This is a genomic window from Enterobacter quasimori (assembly GCF_018597345.1).
Classification (GTDB): domain Bacteria; phylum Pseudomonadota; class Gammaproteobacteria; order Enterobacterales; family Enterobacteriaceae; genus Enterobacter; species Enterobacter mori.
Genome location: NZ_JAHEVU010000007.1, coordinates 75,363 through 89,100, shown reverse-complemented (window position 1 = coordinate 89,100; position 13,738 = coordinate 75,363). Strand labels below are relative to the sequence as shown.

The following is a 13,738-nucleotide window of genomic DNA, read 5'->3' as shown; positions in this document are numbered from 1 at the left end:
GTAACCAGAGAGAGTACAGCTATGTATCACCTTCGAGTACCGCAAACGGAAGAAGAGTTAGACGCTTATTACCATTTCCGCTGGGAAATGCTGCGCAAACCCTTACATCAACCCAAAGGGTCTGAACGCGACGCCTGGGATGCGATGGCGCACCATCAAATGGTGGTGGATGAAGAGGGTAACCTCGTCGCCGTTGGGCGACTGTATATCAATGCCGACAATGAAGCCTCTATTCGCTTTATGGCGGTTCACCCGTCCGTGCAGGATAAAGGGCTTGGTACCCTGATGGCGATGACGCTGGAGTCCGTGGCCCGTCAGGAAGGCGTTAAGCGCGTCACCTGTAGCGCCCGTGAAGATGCCGTCGAGTTCTTTGCCAAGCTCGGTTTTGTTAACCAGGGCGAAATTACCGCCCCGCAAACCACGCCGATTCGCCACTTTTTGATGATCAAACCCATCGCTACGCTGGATGACATTCTGCATCGCGCGGACTGGTGCGGTCAGCTGCAGCAGGCGTGGTATGAGCACATTCCGCTCAGTGAAAAAATGGGCGTGCGCATTCAGCAATACACCGGGCAGAAATTCATTACCACTATGCCGGAGATCGGCAACCAAAACCCGCACCACACTCTTTTTGCTGGCAGTCTCTTCTCGCTGGCGACCCTGACCGGCTGGGGGCTGATCTGGCTAATGCTGCGCGAGCGTCATCTGGGCGGCACCATTATTCTTGCTGATGCACATATTCGCTACAGCGCCCCCATCAGCGGCAAGCCAAGCGCGGTGGCCGATCTCGGTGCACTGGGCGGCGATCTTGACCGTCTGGCGCGAGGCCGCAAAGCGCGCGTACAGATGCAGGTTGAGCTGTTTGGCGATGAAACGGCGGGCGCGGTGTTTGAAGGAACGTATATCGTTCTTCCGGCGAAGCCCTACGGCGCGTATGAAGAGGGCGGGAACGAGGAGGAGTAGTGTCCAGCTTCTGGAAGACGACTCGCAAAAGCGCTCGCCATTTTCAAAACGTCCTTTATCCCTGTATTCGTAAAGTGTATTTTGCCTGAAAATTAACCGCAGATGATATACTAAGGTGATATATGAGCGTTTTGGCGGAACTTGATATGGGCAGAATACTTATCGATTTGTCTGATGACGTGATTCAACGGTTGGATAACCTCAAGCAGCTGAAAAATCAGCCGCGCGCTGAACTGTTGCGGGAAGCCATTGAGCTGTACCTCGACCAACAGAGTTCTTCGATTATCCGCGATGCGCTTGGGCTGTGGGGAGACCGCAAAGAGGATGGGCTTGAGTATGAGCGTAAGCTGCGTGAGGAGTGGTAATCATGGAACACATGGCAGTGTTTGATACCAATATTCTCATCGATCTCTTTAACAATCGTGTTGAAGCTGCGGATGCGATTGATCGCACAGCGTCTCATAGAGCCATTAGCCTGATCACGTGGATTGAAGTCATGGTAGGCGCGCGCAGACACGGTCATGAAGCTAAAACGGCAGCCGTAATGGGCGCTTTCGAGATTATTGATGTATCTCGGGATATTGCGGAAAGAAGCGTTTTACTCCGCGAGAAGCATGGGATGAAACTGCCTGATGCTATCATTCTGGCCACAGCGCAGAGCAGACATTGTCCGTTGATTTCTCGAAACACGAAAGATTTTGCGGGTATTGAAGAGGTCCTTACGCCTTACCACCTGTAGGCCGGGCAAGCTTGCGCCGCCCGGCACTCTCACAGGAGATTACTCCCCTTCACCCGGGAACAGGAACGGGTTAATCGAGCTGCGGGCAAAGCCCTCCTGCTCCATCTTCGCGTCCAGAATCAGCGAGGCGAGATCGTCGGCCACCGCTTCGACTTTCGGGTCTTTTTCCTGATACAGAATCTTCAGGTAAGTGCCGCAGTCGCCGCAGCTTTCGGCTTTCACCGCCGCGTCTTCATTTTCCAGCGACCAGTAGTTCAGATCGCGGGTCTGCTCGCAGTTGCTGCACTTGATGCGCACCACGTGCCACTCGGTTTCACACAGGTTGCAGTGCAGGTAGCGCAGCCCCTGCGTGGTGCCGATTTGCACCATGCTCGATACCGGCATGGAGCCGCAGACCGGGCAGAACTGGCGCGCTTCGCCGTATTCGGCGCGCGCTTTACCTGGGATCAGGCTTGCCATTTGCGCCCAGTAGAGCGACAGGGCAGCCCAGATAAACGGCGCTTTATCGCTGCTGACCAGCGAGAAGTCAGAGGCAAACAGCGCGCTCGCCATCTCTTCCAGCTCCAGGTCAGAGGCTTTTTCCAGATTCTCGATAACCGCCAGCGCGGTGCCGCTCATCTCGGGTTTCAGCTCGGCAATCAGTGAATGCAGCAGCTTCTGCCAGTGCTTGTCGCGCGGCAGGACGTGAATGTCCAGCGGCGGCTTGCCCTGCGCGTTGGCTTCTTTGATGCGCGCGGTCAGATCCATTTGCAAGGGGTGGTCATACAGCACCACTTCCTGCGCGTGGGCGACCAGCGCGGCAAAACGCAGAAAATCGCCCAGCGGGTTGTTCTCTGCCAGCTCGCGCAGACGCTCTGCGCGGCGGTTGTAGAGGTTCTTGAGTCTGGGGAATAACAACGGCGGAATATAATCCGCCGTGCGTTTCTCGCTCGACCCCAGCTCATCTTGCGGGATTATGCGAATACTCATTCAGATGACTTTTCCTGTTTCTGGCGGACTTCACGGTACCAGCGCGGGTGATGCTTCTTCGCCCACGTACTGGTTACCCATCCTTCCACCATCGCGGTAATGGTGCCTTTCACCCAAAGGGCGGCGTAGATATGCACCATGATAACCACAATTAACGCCACTGCGGCAAATGAATGCAGCATCAGCGCGAATCGGATCACCGGGATTGAGAAAGCAGGCGCAAAGTACGGACGCCAGATGATCACGCCGCTCACCAGCAACAGGACCAGGAAGATAATCGCCGCCCAGAATACGCATTTCTGGCCGAAGTTATAACGCCCGGTATCACCCACTTCCTCGTTGACGACGATCTTACGAATATTCTTCGCCCAAAAGATATCATCCCGATTGATTAGGTTATGGTGCCAGTAGCGGAAAAACATAATGATGAACGACGCGAACATGATGACGCCCACAAACGGGTGCAGGATGCGCGCCAGCTGTGGTGTCCCCATGATCTGCATCAGCCAGTTGAAGGACGGGAAGAAGAACCCCAGCCCGCTTATCGCCGCCAGCATGAAGCAGAAGGCGGTGACCCAGTGGTTGATGCGTTCCGGCGCGGTGTAGCGCACGATGGTGTCACGTTTTCTCATTTGCGCACCTCGTCTTTCTCTTCATGCAGGTTGTCGTCTTCCTCTTCCGCGCGGTTCGGACCGACGCCGACGTAGTGGAAGATGCTCGCTGCGAAGGTGGCAGCAAAGCCCACCGCTGCCAGCGGTTTCCAGATGCCTTTCCAGAACTTCACGGTAGCGCTGATTTCCGGGTTCTCCGGCAGGCCGTGATACAGGTTCGGCTTGTCGGCGTGGTGCAGCACGTACATCACGTGTGTACCGCCAACCCCGGCCGGATCGTACAGGCCCGCGTTGTCGTAACCACGGGTCTTCAGCTCGCCCACACGCTCTGCCGCCAGCGTTTTCATATCCTCTTTGGAGCCAAAGTGGATTGCGCCGGTTGGGCAGGTCTTCACGCATGCAGGCTCCTGGCCGACGGTAACGCGGTCCACGCACAGGGTGCATTTGTAGACGCGGTTGTCTTCCGGGTTCAGGCGCGGTACGTCGAACGGACAGCCTGCGATGCAGTAGCCGCAGCCGATGCACTGTTCGGACTGGAAGTCGACGATGCCGTTGGCATACTGAATGATAGCCCCTTCTGACGGACATGCCTTCAGGCAGCCCGGATCCGCACAGTGCATACAGCCGTCTTTGCGGATAAGCCATTCCAGTTTGTCGTTCTGCTCCACTTCCGAGAAACGCATCACCGTCCAGGACTTGGCGGTCAGGTCCGCCGGGTTGTCGTACACCCCGACGTTGTGACCCACTTCGTCACGCAGATCGTTCCACTCTGAACACGCCACCTGACAGGCTTTACAGCCGATGCAGGTGGTCACGTCGATAAGCTTCGCCACTTCCTGCTGGTGGTCCCGCGCCTGAGGCGCGGGCGTGAAACCGTTAGTCGCGGAACGACGGATAATGTCTTGAGATTGATAAGCCATAAGTCGTCTCCGTTACACCTTTTCCACGTTCACGAGGAAGGCCTTAAACTCCGGCGTCTGCGTGTTCGCATCGCCGACGAACGGCGTCAGGGTGTTCGCAATGAACCCTTTCTTCGCCACGCCCTCATAGCCCCAGTGAATCGGAATACCGATGGTATCCACCTGCTGACCGTGAACGTTCAGCGTGCGAATACGCTTGGTCACCACCGCCTTGGCCTTAATGTAGCCGCGGTTAGAGGAGACCTTCACGGTATCGCCATGGGCAATGCCGAGCTTGTTCGCCAGCTTCTCGCCGATCTCCACAAACTGTTCCGGCTGCGCGATGGCGTTAAGCAGCGCGTGCTTGGTCCAGTAGTGGAAGTGCTCGGTCAGACGGTAGGTGGTGCCCACGTACGGGAACTTGTCTTTTTTACCCAGCGCGTCGAAATCGCCCTTAAAGATACGGGCTGCCGGGTTAGAGACCACGTTCGGGTGCAGCGGGTTGGTGCCCAGCGGCGTCTCAAACGGCTCGTAGTGTTCCGGGAACGGACCTTCCGCCATCTTATCGATAGCAAACAGACGTCCCATCCCTTCAGGCTGCATGATAAACGGCCCAACGTCGCTGCCCGGTGCGGCAGTGCTGTAGTCCGGAATATCCACGCCGCCCCATTTAGCGCCGTCCCACTTCAGAAGCTGACGCTTCGGATCCCACGGGTTGCCCTGCGGGTCAGCGGACGCGCGGTTATAGAGGATGCGGCGGTTGAGCGGCCACGCCCATGCCCAGCCCAGCGTATTGCCGAGGCCCGACGGATCGGCGTTATCGCGGTTGGCCATCTGGTTGCCTTTCGGCGTCCAGCTACCGGCAAAGATCCAGCAGCCGCTTGACGTGGTACCGTCATCGCGCAGGTGGGCGAAGGTACTAAGCTGATCGCCTTTCTTCGCCAGTACGGTGCCGGTGGCCGGGTCGATAACGTCCGCCAGCGCCTTACCGTTGCTCTCCATCGCCACTTCTTCTGGCGCAGGGTTTTCCGGCGTCGAGTAGTTCCAGGTCATGTTCAGGACCGGTTCCGGGTTCGCGCCGCCTTCTTCCGCATACATCTTACGCAGGCGCAAGAAGATACCGGCCAGGATCTCGCCGTCGTTCATGGCGATGCCCGGGGCGTCCGCGCCTTTCCAGTGCCACTGCAGCCAGCGTCCGGAGTTGACGATAGACCCGTTCTCTTCCGCAAAGCAGGTTGACGGCAGACGGAACACTTCGGTCTGAATCTTCGACGGATCGACGTCGTTCGATTCGCCGTGGTTCTGCCAGAAGGTCGAGGTCTCGGTATTGAGCGGGTCAATCGTCACCAGGAACTTCAGCTTCGACAGAGACTCAACAACCTTGTTCTTGTTCGGGAACGAGGCCACCGGGTTAAAGCCCTGGCACAGATAGCCGTTCACTTTGCCCTGGTGCATCATCTCGAAATACTGCAGAACGTCGTAGCCTTTGTCCCACTTCGGCAGCCAGTCAAAGCCCCAGCTGTTTTCCGCCGTTGCTTTATCGCCGAAGAAGGCTTTCATCATCGAGACGAAGAATTTCGGATAGTTGCCCCAGTAGTTCACCTGGCCTTCAAGCAGCGGTTTAGGCGTGCTGGCCGTCAGGTAGGTTTGCAGGTCGGTCTGTTTCTCGCTTGGCAGGTTCATGTAACCCGGCAGGCTTTGAGACAGCAGGCCGAGGTCGGTCAGACCCTGAATGTTGGAGTGACCGCGCAGGGCGTTCACGCCGCCGCCTGCCATCCCCATGTTGCCGAGCAGAAGCTGAACCATCGCCATGGTGCGGATGTTCTGCGCGCCGATGGAGTGTTGCGTCCAGCCGAGGGCGTACAGGAACGATGCGGTTTTGTCTTTCGCGCTGGTTTCGGCGATAAGCTCGCACACCTTCAGGAAGTCCGCCTTCGGTGTACCACAGATGTTTTCGACAACGTCCGGCGTGTAGCGGGAGACGTGCTCTTTCAGCAGGTTCCACACGCAGCGCGGGTGTTGCAGAGTGGTGTCGCGCTTCGCAAAGCCTTTTTCATCCAGCTCGTAGTTCCAGCTGGTTTTGTCGTACTTGCGTTTTTCAGCATCGTAACCGCTGAACAGGCCATCTTCGAAGTGGTAATCCTCACGCACGATCAGGCTGGCGTTGGTATAGGCTTCGGTGTATTCGCGGTTGTATTTTTCGTTGGTCATCAGGTACAGCAGTACGCCTGACAGGAAAGTGATGTCAGTACCTGAACGAATAGGGGTGTAGAAATCCGCCACTGACGCAGTACGCGTAAAGCGGGGATCGATCACAATCAGTTTCGCACCGTTGTGGATTTTGGCTTCCATCGCCCAGCGGAACCCGACAGGGTGCGCTTCAGCGGCGTTACCGCCCATCACCACAATGAGGTTGGCGTTCTTGATGTCGACCCAGTGGTTGGTCATCGCACCGCGACCAAATGTTGGAGCAAGACTTGCTACCGTTGGTCCGTGTCAGACACGCGCCTGGTTGTCGACCGCGAGCATACCGAGTGCGCGCGTAAATTTCTGGGTTAAATAACCGGTTTCGTTGCTGGAAGCAGAGGCACACAGCATCCCGGTGGAGAGCCAGCGGTTGACCGTGACGCCGTCGGCGTTCTTCTCAACAAAGTTGGCATCGCGGTCTTCTTTAATATGTTTTGCGATGCGGTCGAACGCCTCTTCCCAGCTAATTTGCTGCCATTTGTCGGAGCCAGGCGCGCGGTATTCTGGGAATTTAAGGCGGCTTTCGGAGTGGATAAAGTCCACCAGGCCGGCCCCTTTGGGGCACAATGCGCCGCGGTTGACCGGATGATCCGGGTCGCCTTCGATATGGAAAATAGACGCTTTGGCGTTTTTAGCACCGTCGCCGAGGCTATACATCAACAGCCCGCAACCGACAGAGCAGTACGTACAGGTATTACGGGTTTCACGGGTGCGCAGCAGTTTATACTGCCGCGTTTCCGCCAGCGCTACGCCGGGCGCAAAGCCCAGTGCCGCTGCCGTGGTGCCTGCCATACCGCCAGCGCAGATCTTAAAGAACTGCCTTCTGCTGACCTGCATGGGTCACTCCTTGTTTCGACATTGCTTACATATGTAGTTTTAACTTCGCGGTTGAGAATTGACCGCAAAGGAGAAAAATTTGCGTTAATCCCTCAATTCCACGAGGGATATCATCAGAATACCACAATGTCGGTACGACTGTTCCAATGGCGTTAAAACAAAGTGAACGTATTATCACCCTGTTGACTATAAAGTGTGATATAAATCACATTATTAACCCCGCATGTTAAAGGGGTGTAGCATGCGTTTTGTTGCACCTCTCACAAGTGAGTAGGTAAACTTGATGCTGAAAAGTTGATCCATACTATGCGTAAGCCCTGTTGTTTGTGATGCAATAGCAGGCTCACCTCCGTGGTTGTTCAGGAATACCGTCGTGTCTAAACAAAACCGTGCTACCCACCCGTCACCACTGCCTGCGGGCGTTGTGGAACGGGTGGTACACAGACCGCCCCACATTACCCATGCCATGCCCGATTTTCTGGCGGAAGAGGTGCCCGTTGCGCTCGTTTACAACGGTATCTCGCACGTGGTGATGATGGCTTCGCCGAAAGATCTTGAGCTGTTCGCCATCGGTTTTTCCCTCTCGGAAGGCATCATCGACCATCCGCAGGAGATCTACGGCATGGACGTGGTGAAGGCGTGTAACGGCCTTGAAGTGCAAATCGAGCTCTCCAGCCGACGCTTTATGGGGTTAAAAGAGCGTCGGCGCGCGCTGGCCGGACGCACCGGCTGCGGCGTGTGCGGCGTTGAGCAGCTCAACGATATCGGTAAGCCCGTTACGCCACTGCCGTTTACCCAGACGTTTAACCTCGCCAACCTCGATAAAGCACTGGAACACCTCAACGATGTACAGCCCATCGGTCAGCTGAGCGGCTGTACGCACGCGGCGGCGTGGGTTCTGCCATCGGGCGACATTATCGGTGGTCATGAAGACGTGGGCCGCCACGTGGCGCTGGACAAGCTGCTCGGTCGCCGCGCGCGTGAAAGTGACGTCTGGCAGCAGGGAGCTGCACTCGTTTCCAGCCGCGCCAGCTACGAGATGGTGCAGAAAGCCGCCATGTGCGGCGTGGAAATTCTGTTTGCGGTCTCAGCGGCAACGACGCTGGCGGTAGAAGTGGCAGAACGCTGTAACCTGACGCTGGTGGGGTTCTGCAAGCCGGGAAGGGCGACGATTTACACGCATTCACAGCGATTGATTGTTGATCAGTAATTTTGAAAGAGAATAGCAAATCCTTCCGCTTTTAGTTGATCGGGATGAGGTCTAGTATTTATCTCATCAAGGCACGGTGCCTTACCTAAACAACTTAATGAAAGGGTTTATATCATGAAAAGCATCAAAACTTTTGTCGCTGTAATCGCTCTGGCTGCTTCTTTCGGTTCTTTCGCTGCGCAGACAGTAACCGCTTCCGCCTCTACGCTGGACGGCGCAGAAGCCAAAATTGCTGCGCAGGCTCAGGAAGCAGGTGCATCATCGTACAAAATTACCCAGGCATTCACCGGTAACCGCGTACACATGACCGCTGAACTGACTAAATAAGCCGTCACACCGTCGAAAGAGCGCCCCTGGGGCGCTTTTTTAGTTTATGCCCGCCAGACGCAGCAGCGCCGTCACCACGGCCGCCGCAACGATCACCACAATTAACGGCATCTTCCGCCAGGCCAAAAACACCGCAAACGCCACGCCCAGCACCCGCGCCATCCCGGCGAAATGTTCCCCTTCATAAAACGTCGTCGCCAGCGCCACCGAAAACAGCAATACCGTTGCCGCATCTGACAGCAGCGCCTGTGAACGCTCTGACAACGCCAGCCTGCTGCCCAGCTTTGCCCCGCCGAGGCGCATCAAATACGTTCCCGCAGACAGGATCGCGATACCGAGAATAAAGACCGTCATGTTTTCCATTATTTTTTCCTCGCGGCAAGACCGAGCAAGGAGAGCAGCACCGGCAGACCCACCGGAGCAAACGGCACGGCGGCCAGCGACAATACGGCACCGCTGCAGGCGCGGATCAGCGTGGTGCGGTTTTTAAACGCGGGCACCACTAACGCCAGCAAAATGGCGGGAAATACCGCATCCAGCCCAATGGTTTCCGGGTCCGGCAGCAGCTTGCCGACCATGGCACCCAGCAGCGCGCCCAGCGGCCAGATGATTGCCACGCCCAAACCGCACAGCCAGTAGGCCGCTTTACGCTGTTCGGGGGTTTTCTGCGACAGGCCAAACACCACGCTTTCATCGTTCATGATGTGGCAGCCCAAAAAGCTCAGGCCGCGCTTGCCCACCAGTTCCCGCACCGTCACGCCAAACGGCACGTGGCGGGCGTTGACCAGCAAACCGGCAGCCGCAGCCGCCAGGGGATTGCCGCCGCTCGCCACGATGCCGATAAACATAAATTCCGATGCGCCCGCCAGCACGGTAAGAGAGAGCACAAACGGTACCCACAGCGGGAAACCGTAGGCCATCGCCAGCGAGCCGTAGGACATCCCGACCACGCCCACCGCGAGGCAAACCAGGATGATTGCTTTTATCGTGTCGCCTTTCAGGCAGGAAAGATGATGCTTCATACATTTTTAGCCATATCGAACGTGTATCCATTATAATGAACGCAACAGAAGCGTTTTTCAAGATGAACGATTCGTTCGATTTATAGAACAAAAAGGGCCGTTTTATGACGCAGCCAATCAGCGTGATCGCCAAAAGCCTGGTGCGAGAACGCCTGCGAACCGGGCTTTCACTGGCGGAAATTGCCCGTCGTGCCGGGATCGCCAAATCCACGCTTTCGCAACTGGAGTCCGGCAACGGTAACCCCAGCCTGGAGACGCTGTGGTCGCTTTGCGTGGCGCTGGATATCCCTTTCGCCCGCCTGCTGGAACCCCAGCAGACGACAACGCAGGTCATCCGTCGTGGAGAGGGAACGAAGGTCGTTGCCGGGCAGGCGAACTACGAAGCTATTTTGCTGGCGGCGTGTCCGCCGGGCGCGCGGCGCGACATCTATCTGCTGCTCACCCAGCCGGGCGCAGACCGTATATCCCAGCCGCATCCGCCGGGGTCAGTCGAGCACATCATTGTGACGCAGGGAAGAGCGCTGGTCGGCCTGATAGACGCGGCGGAAGAGTTGGGGCCGGGGGACTACATCTGTTATCCCGCCGATCTGCCGCATATCTTTAAGGCGCTGGAGCCGGATACGCACGCGCTGCTGGTGGCGGAACAGAACTAACAGAGATACGGAAAACCATGTCGCTTAAAGCCATTGCCAAAGAACTGGGGCTGTCAGTCACCACCGTCAGCCGCGCACTCAACGGATATGACGACGTCTCCGCCGAGACGCGCGCCCGCGTGGAAGCAGAGGCTCAGCGCCGTGGTTACCGACCTAACACCTTCGCCCGCCGCCTGAAGATGGGCAAAATTGACGCCGTTGGGCTGGTGTTCCCCGTCCATCCCGTTCCGCTCAATAATAGCGTTTTTATGGACATGGTCGGCGAAATTAGCCACGAACTGGCGCGACATGAGATCGATTTACTGCTGATAGCCGATGATGATTTGGCCGATAAGCACAGCTACATGCGCATGGTGCAGAGCCGCCGCGTGGATGCGCTGATCGTAGCGCACACGCTGGACCACGATCCGCGTCTTGAGCAGCTTCAGGCCGCCGGTTTTCCTTTCCTGGCGCTCGGGCGCAGCCACCTCCCTCAGCCGTACGCGTGGTTTGACTTCGACAACTACGCCGGTACGCATCAGGCTACCCGCTGGCTGATCGAGAAAGGCCATCAGCGCATCGCGCTGCTGGGCGAAAGCAACAACCAGGCGTTTATTACCCAGCGTCGTCAGGGCTTTCTCGATGCCCTGCGAGAGGCCGGGCTTTCCAGCGAATGGCTGCGCGCCATGCCGCCGTCGCGCCGCGTGGGGTATGCCATAACCAAAGAGCTTCTCGCTCTGCCGCAGCCGCCCACGGCCATCATTACCGACTGCAACACCCACGGCGACGGTGCGGCAATGGCGCTGGCGCAGATGGGGCGCTTATCCGGCGACAGCGCCGTCTCGCTGGTGGTCTACGACGGCCTGCCGCAGGACAGCATTGTCGATATCGACGTGGCGTCAGTCATTCAGTCCACCCGTCAGGGCGTCGGAAAACAGATTGCCGATATGGTGCGCAAGCTGATTAACGGTGACGATATCGAGCAGCTTCAGGTGCTCTGGCAGCCTGAATTCTCTCCGGGCCAGACGGCCTAAACTCACTAAAATTCCAAACCCGATCACAGATCCGAAACGTTTTGGTTTGTATCCGAAACGTTTCGGATCAACACTCAGGACATCCCGACGACAGGAGATGTCTGATGCAAGATTCCATTTTTCGACTCGAAAGCAATACGGTAGACGTGGTGGTTAAAACCCATCCTTTCGCCGAAATTCTCTACTGGGGGACGCACCTTCAGCACTTTTCGCCGCACGATGTGCTGAGCATTGCGCGCCCGGTGGCGAACGGCAGGCTTGACGTCGACTCCCCGGTCACGCTGATGGCGGAGCTGGGGCACGGTCTGTTTGGCTCGCCGGGCATTGAGGGGCATCGCCAGGGGCTGGACGGTTCCCCGGTGTTCAAAACCACGCGGGTGCAGCAGAAATTCAATACCCTGACGGTTACCGCCGAAGATGAGCTTGCCGGGCTGCGCCTGACCAGCGAGCTGGTGCTGGATGCCAGCGGCGTGCTGGTGGTTCGTCATGGTTTAACGAATCTGAAAGCGATCCCCTGGCAGGTGGACCGTTTCGCCGTCACGCTGCCGGTGGCCGAGCGCGCGCATGAGGTGATGGCCTTCCACGGACGCTGGATCCGTGAATTCCAGCCGCACCGCGTCAGGCTTGAACACGACAGCTTCGTGATTGAAAATCGCCGGGGTAAAACCTCCCACGAGCACTTCCCGGCGCTGATCGCCGGTACGCCATCGTTCAGCGAAATGCAGGGCGACGTCTGGGGCGTGCATCTGGGCTGGAGCGGCAACCACCGCCTGCGCGCCGAAGCGAAAACCGATGGTCGCCGTTATATACAGGCCGAAGCGCTTTACCTGCCGGGTGAAATGGCGGTTGAAGAGGGCGAAACGCTCTGGACTCCGCGCCTCTATGCCAGCTACTCCGAGCACGGCCTGAACGGCATGAGCCAGCCGTTCCACCGCTACCTGCGCGATAACGTTATCCGCTTCCCGGAAAACAAACCGCGCCCGGTGCACCTCAATACCTGGGAAGGGATCTACTTCAACCACGATCCGGAGTACATCATGCGCATGGCCGACGAGGCTGCCGCGCTGGGCGTGGAGCGCTTCATCATTGATGACGGCTGGTTCAAAGGCCGCAACGACGACCATGCCGCGCTGGGCGACTGGTATCTGGATGAGAAAAAATATCCGAACGGCCTGACGCCGGTAATCGACCACGTCAAGCGGCTCGGCATGGAGTTTGGCATCTGGGTAGAGCCGGAGATGATCAATCCGGATTCCGATCTGTATCGCGCGCACCCTGACTGGGTACTGGCGCTGCCGGGCTACGCCCGGGCGACAGGGCGTCATCAGCTGGTGCTCAACCTCAGCATCCCGGAAGCCTTTGATTACCTCGTGGAGCGCATAAGCTGGCTGCTGGGCGAACACGCGGTCGACTACGTGAAGTGGGACATGAACCGCGAGCTGGTGCAGCCGGGACACAAGGGTAAAGCCGCCGCCGACGCGCAGACCCGCCAGTTCTACCGCCTGCTGGACGTGCTGGGCGAGCGCTTCCCGCAGGTTGAGTTTGAATCCTGCTCTTCCGGCGGCGGGCGCATTGATTATGAGGTACTGACCCGCAGCCACCGCTTCTGGGCGTCCGACAACAACGACGCGCTTGAGCGCAGCACCATCCAGCGCGGCATGAGCTACTTCTTCCCGCCGGAGGTGATGGGCGCGCATATCGGTCATCATAAATGCCATGCGACCTTCCGCCAGCACAGCATCCAGTTTCGCGGGCTGACGGCCCTGTTTGGCCATATGGGGCTGGAGCTGGATCCGCTTACCGTCGATGAAGATGAACGCGAAGGCTATCGCCATTACGCCGCGCTGCACAAGCAGTGGCGAGAGGTGATCCACCAGGGTACACAGTGGCGGATTGATATGCCGGACGCCACCACGCTGGCACAGGGTATTGTGAGCGAAGACAAGGCGCAGGGGCTGTTTATGGTCAGCCAGTTCGCGATGCCGGATTACACCCTGATGATGCCGCTGCGCATGCCGGGGTTAGACGCCAGCGCGCAGTACCGCATCACGCTGCTCGATCACCCAAACATCCAGATTACGGGCGAGGGTGGACACACCATGCGCAAGCTGCCTTCGTGGATGGAAGCGCCGCAAACGGTGAGCGGCGAGTGGCTGATGCAGGCGGGCATTGCGCTGCCGATTCTGGACCCGGAGACCGCCATTCTGATTGGCGTCAAACGCGTGTAAGGTTGAAGGGCCGGACAGCC

General features: G+C 57.8%; 14 protein-coding genes. 8 read left to right on the top strand and 6 right to left on the bottom strand.

Going from position 1 to position 13,738, the window contains the following annotated elements; genetic code table 11:
• Positions 1-21 precede the first annotated feature (21 nt).
• The 3 genes from fabY (at position 22) to KK102_RS20740 (ending at position 1,702) form a co-directional block, all read left to right on the top strand.
• Positions 22-963, top strand: coding sequence for a fatty acid biosynthesis protein FabY (gene fabY, locus KK102_RS20750; RefSeq protein WP_216358347.1), 942 nt, complete (start codon positions 22-24; stop codon positions 961-963).
• A 122-nt stretch (positions 964-1,085) separates the two neighbouring features.
• Positions 1,086-1,328 carry a ribbon-helix-helix protein, CopG family gene (locus KK102_RS20745; RefSeq protein WP_023618112.1) on the top strand — a complete coding sequence of 81 codons (243 nt, stop codon included), beginning with the start codon at positions 1,086-1,088 and terminating at the stop codon, positions 1,326-1,328.
• 2 nt (positions 1,329-1,330) lie between these two features.
• Positions 1,331-1,702, top strand: a complete 372-nt coding sequence (locus KK102_RS20740; RefSeq protein WP_126546075.1) for a PIN domain-containing protein — start codon at positions 1,331-1,333, stop codon at positions 1,700-1,702.
• 39 nt (positions 1,703-1,741) lie between these two features.
• Here KK102_RS20740 and fdhE read toward each other — a convergent pair whose 3' ends face one another.
• From fdhE to fdnG, 4 genes are read right to left on the bottom strand one after another with little or no spacing between them, the layout of a single operon-like run.
• Positions 1,742-2,671, bottom strand: coding sequence for a formate dehydrogenase accessory protein FdhE (fdhE, locus tag KK102_RS20735; protein ID WP_025912306.1), 930 nt, complete (start codon positions 2,669-2,671; stop codon positions 1,742-1,744).
• Positions 2,668-3,303 (bottom strand): formate dehydrogenase cytochrome b556 subunit, encoded by a 636-nt coding sequence (fdoI, locus tag KK102_RS20730; protein ID WP_008501832.1) that lies wholly within the window; start codon positions 3,301-3,303, stop codon positions 2,668-2,670. The genes fdhE and fdoI overlap by 4 nt, the downstream gene beginning before the upstream one ends.
• Complete coding sequence (gene fdxH, locus KK102_RS20725) at positions 3,300-4,202, bottom strand: formate dehydrogenase subunit beta (RefSeq protein WP_008501831.1); 903 nt, start codon at positions 4,200-4,202, stop codon at positions 3,300-3,302. Before fdxH ends, fdoI begins: the two co-directional genes overlap by 4 nt.
• A gap of 12 nt (positions 4,203-4,214) precedes the next feature.
• On the bottom strand, positions 4,215-7,265 hold the full coding sequence (gene fdnG, locus KK102_RS20720; protein ID WP_216358346.1) for a formate dehydrogenase-N subunit alpha: 3,051 nt from the start codon (positions 7,263-7,265) through the stop codon (positions 4,215-4,217).
• Positions 7,266-7,638: 373 nt separating this feature from the next.
• Between fdnG and fdhD the strand changes: the two genes are divergently transcribed.
• Both fdhD and KK102_RS20710 read left to right on the top strand, forming a co-directional pair.
• On the top strand, positions 7,639-8,475 hold the full coding sequence (gene fdhD / locus KK102_RS20715; RefSeq protein ID WP_216358345.1) for a formate dehydrogenase accessory sulfurtransferase FdhD: 837 nt from the start codon (positions 7,639-7,641) through the stop codon (positions 8,473-8,475).
• Positions 8,476-8,589: 114 nt separating this feature from the next.
• Positions 8,590-8,802 carry a YdgH/BhsA/McbA family protein gene (locus KK102_RS20710; RefSeq protein ID WP_047360318.1) on the top strand — a complete coding sequence of 71 codons (213 nt, stop codon included), beginning with the start codon at positions 8,590-8,592 and terminating at the stop codon, positions 8,800-8,802.
• A gap of 39 nt (positions 8,803-8,841) precedes the next feature.
• On the opposite strand, the gene KK102_RS20705 is transcribed toward KK102_RS20710, so the two are convergent.
• Entirely contained in the window at positions 8,842-9,165 is a 324-nt protein-coding gene (locus KK102_RS20705; RefSeq protein ID WP_059311776.1) for an AzlD domain-containing protein, read from the bottom strand.
• Positions 9,165-9,824: an AzlC family ABC transporter permease gene (locus KK102_RS20700; protein WP_010436869.1), complete on the bottom strand. Its 660-nt coding sequence runs from the start codon at positions 9,822-9,824 to the stop codon at positions 9,165-9,167. The genes KK102_RS20705 and KK102_RS20700 overlap by 1 nt, the downstream gene beginning before the upstream one ends.
• A gap of 104 nt (positions 9,825-9,928) precedes the next feature.
• Between KK102_RS20700 and KK102_RS20695 the strand changes: the two genes are divergently transcribed.
• The 3 genes from KK102_RS20695 to KK102_RS20685 all read left to right on the top strand — a co-directional run bounded on the left by KK102_RS20695 (position 9,929) and on the right by KK102_RS20685 (position 13,718).
• Positions 9,929-10,477, top strand: a complete 549-nt coding sequence (locus KK102_RS20695; protein WP_010436871.1) for a helix-turn-helix domain-containing protein — start codon at positions 9,929-9,931, stop codon at positions 10,475-10,477.
• A gap of 17 nt (positions 10,478-10,494) precedes the next feature.
• The gene (locus tag KK102_RS20690) at positions 10,495-11,490 is read left to right on the top strand and encodes a LacI family DNA-binding transcriptional regulator (RefSeq protein WP_216358344.1); all 996 of its coding nucleotides are present in this window, start codon (positions 10,495-10,497) and stop codon (positions 11,488-11,490) included.
• Positions 11,491-11,594: 104 nt separating this feature from the next.
• Positions 11,595-13,718, top strand: a complete 2,124-nt coding sequence (locus KK102_RS20685; protein ID WP_216358343.1) for an alpha-galactosidase — start codon at positions 11,595-11,597, stop codon at positions 13,716-13,718.
• Positions 13,719-13,738: the final 20 nt, after the last annotated feature.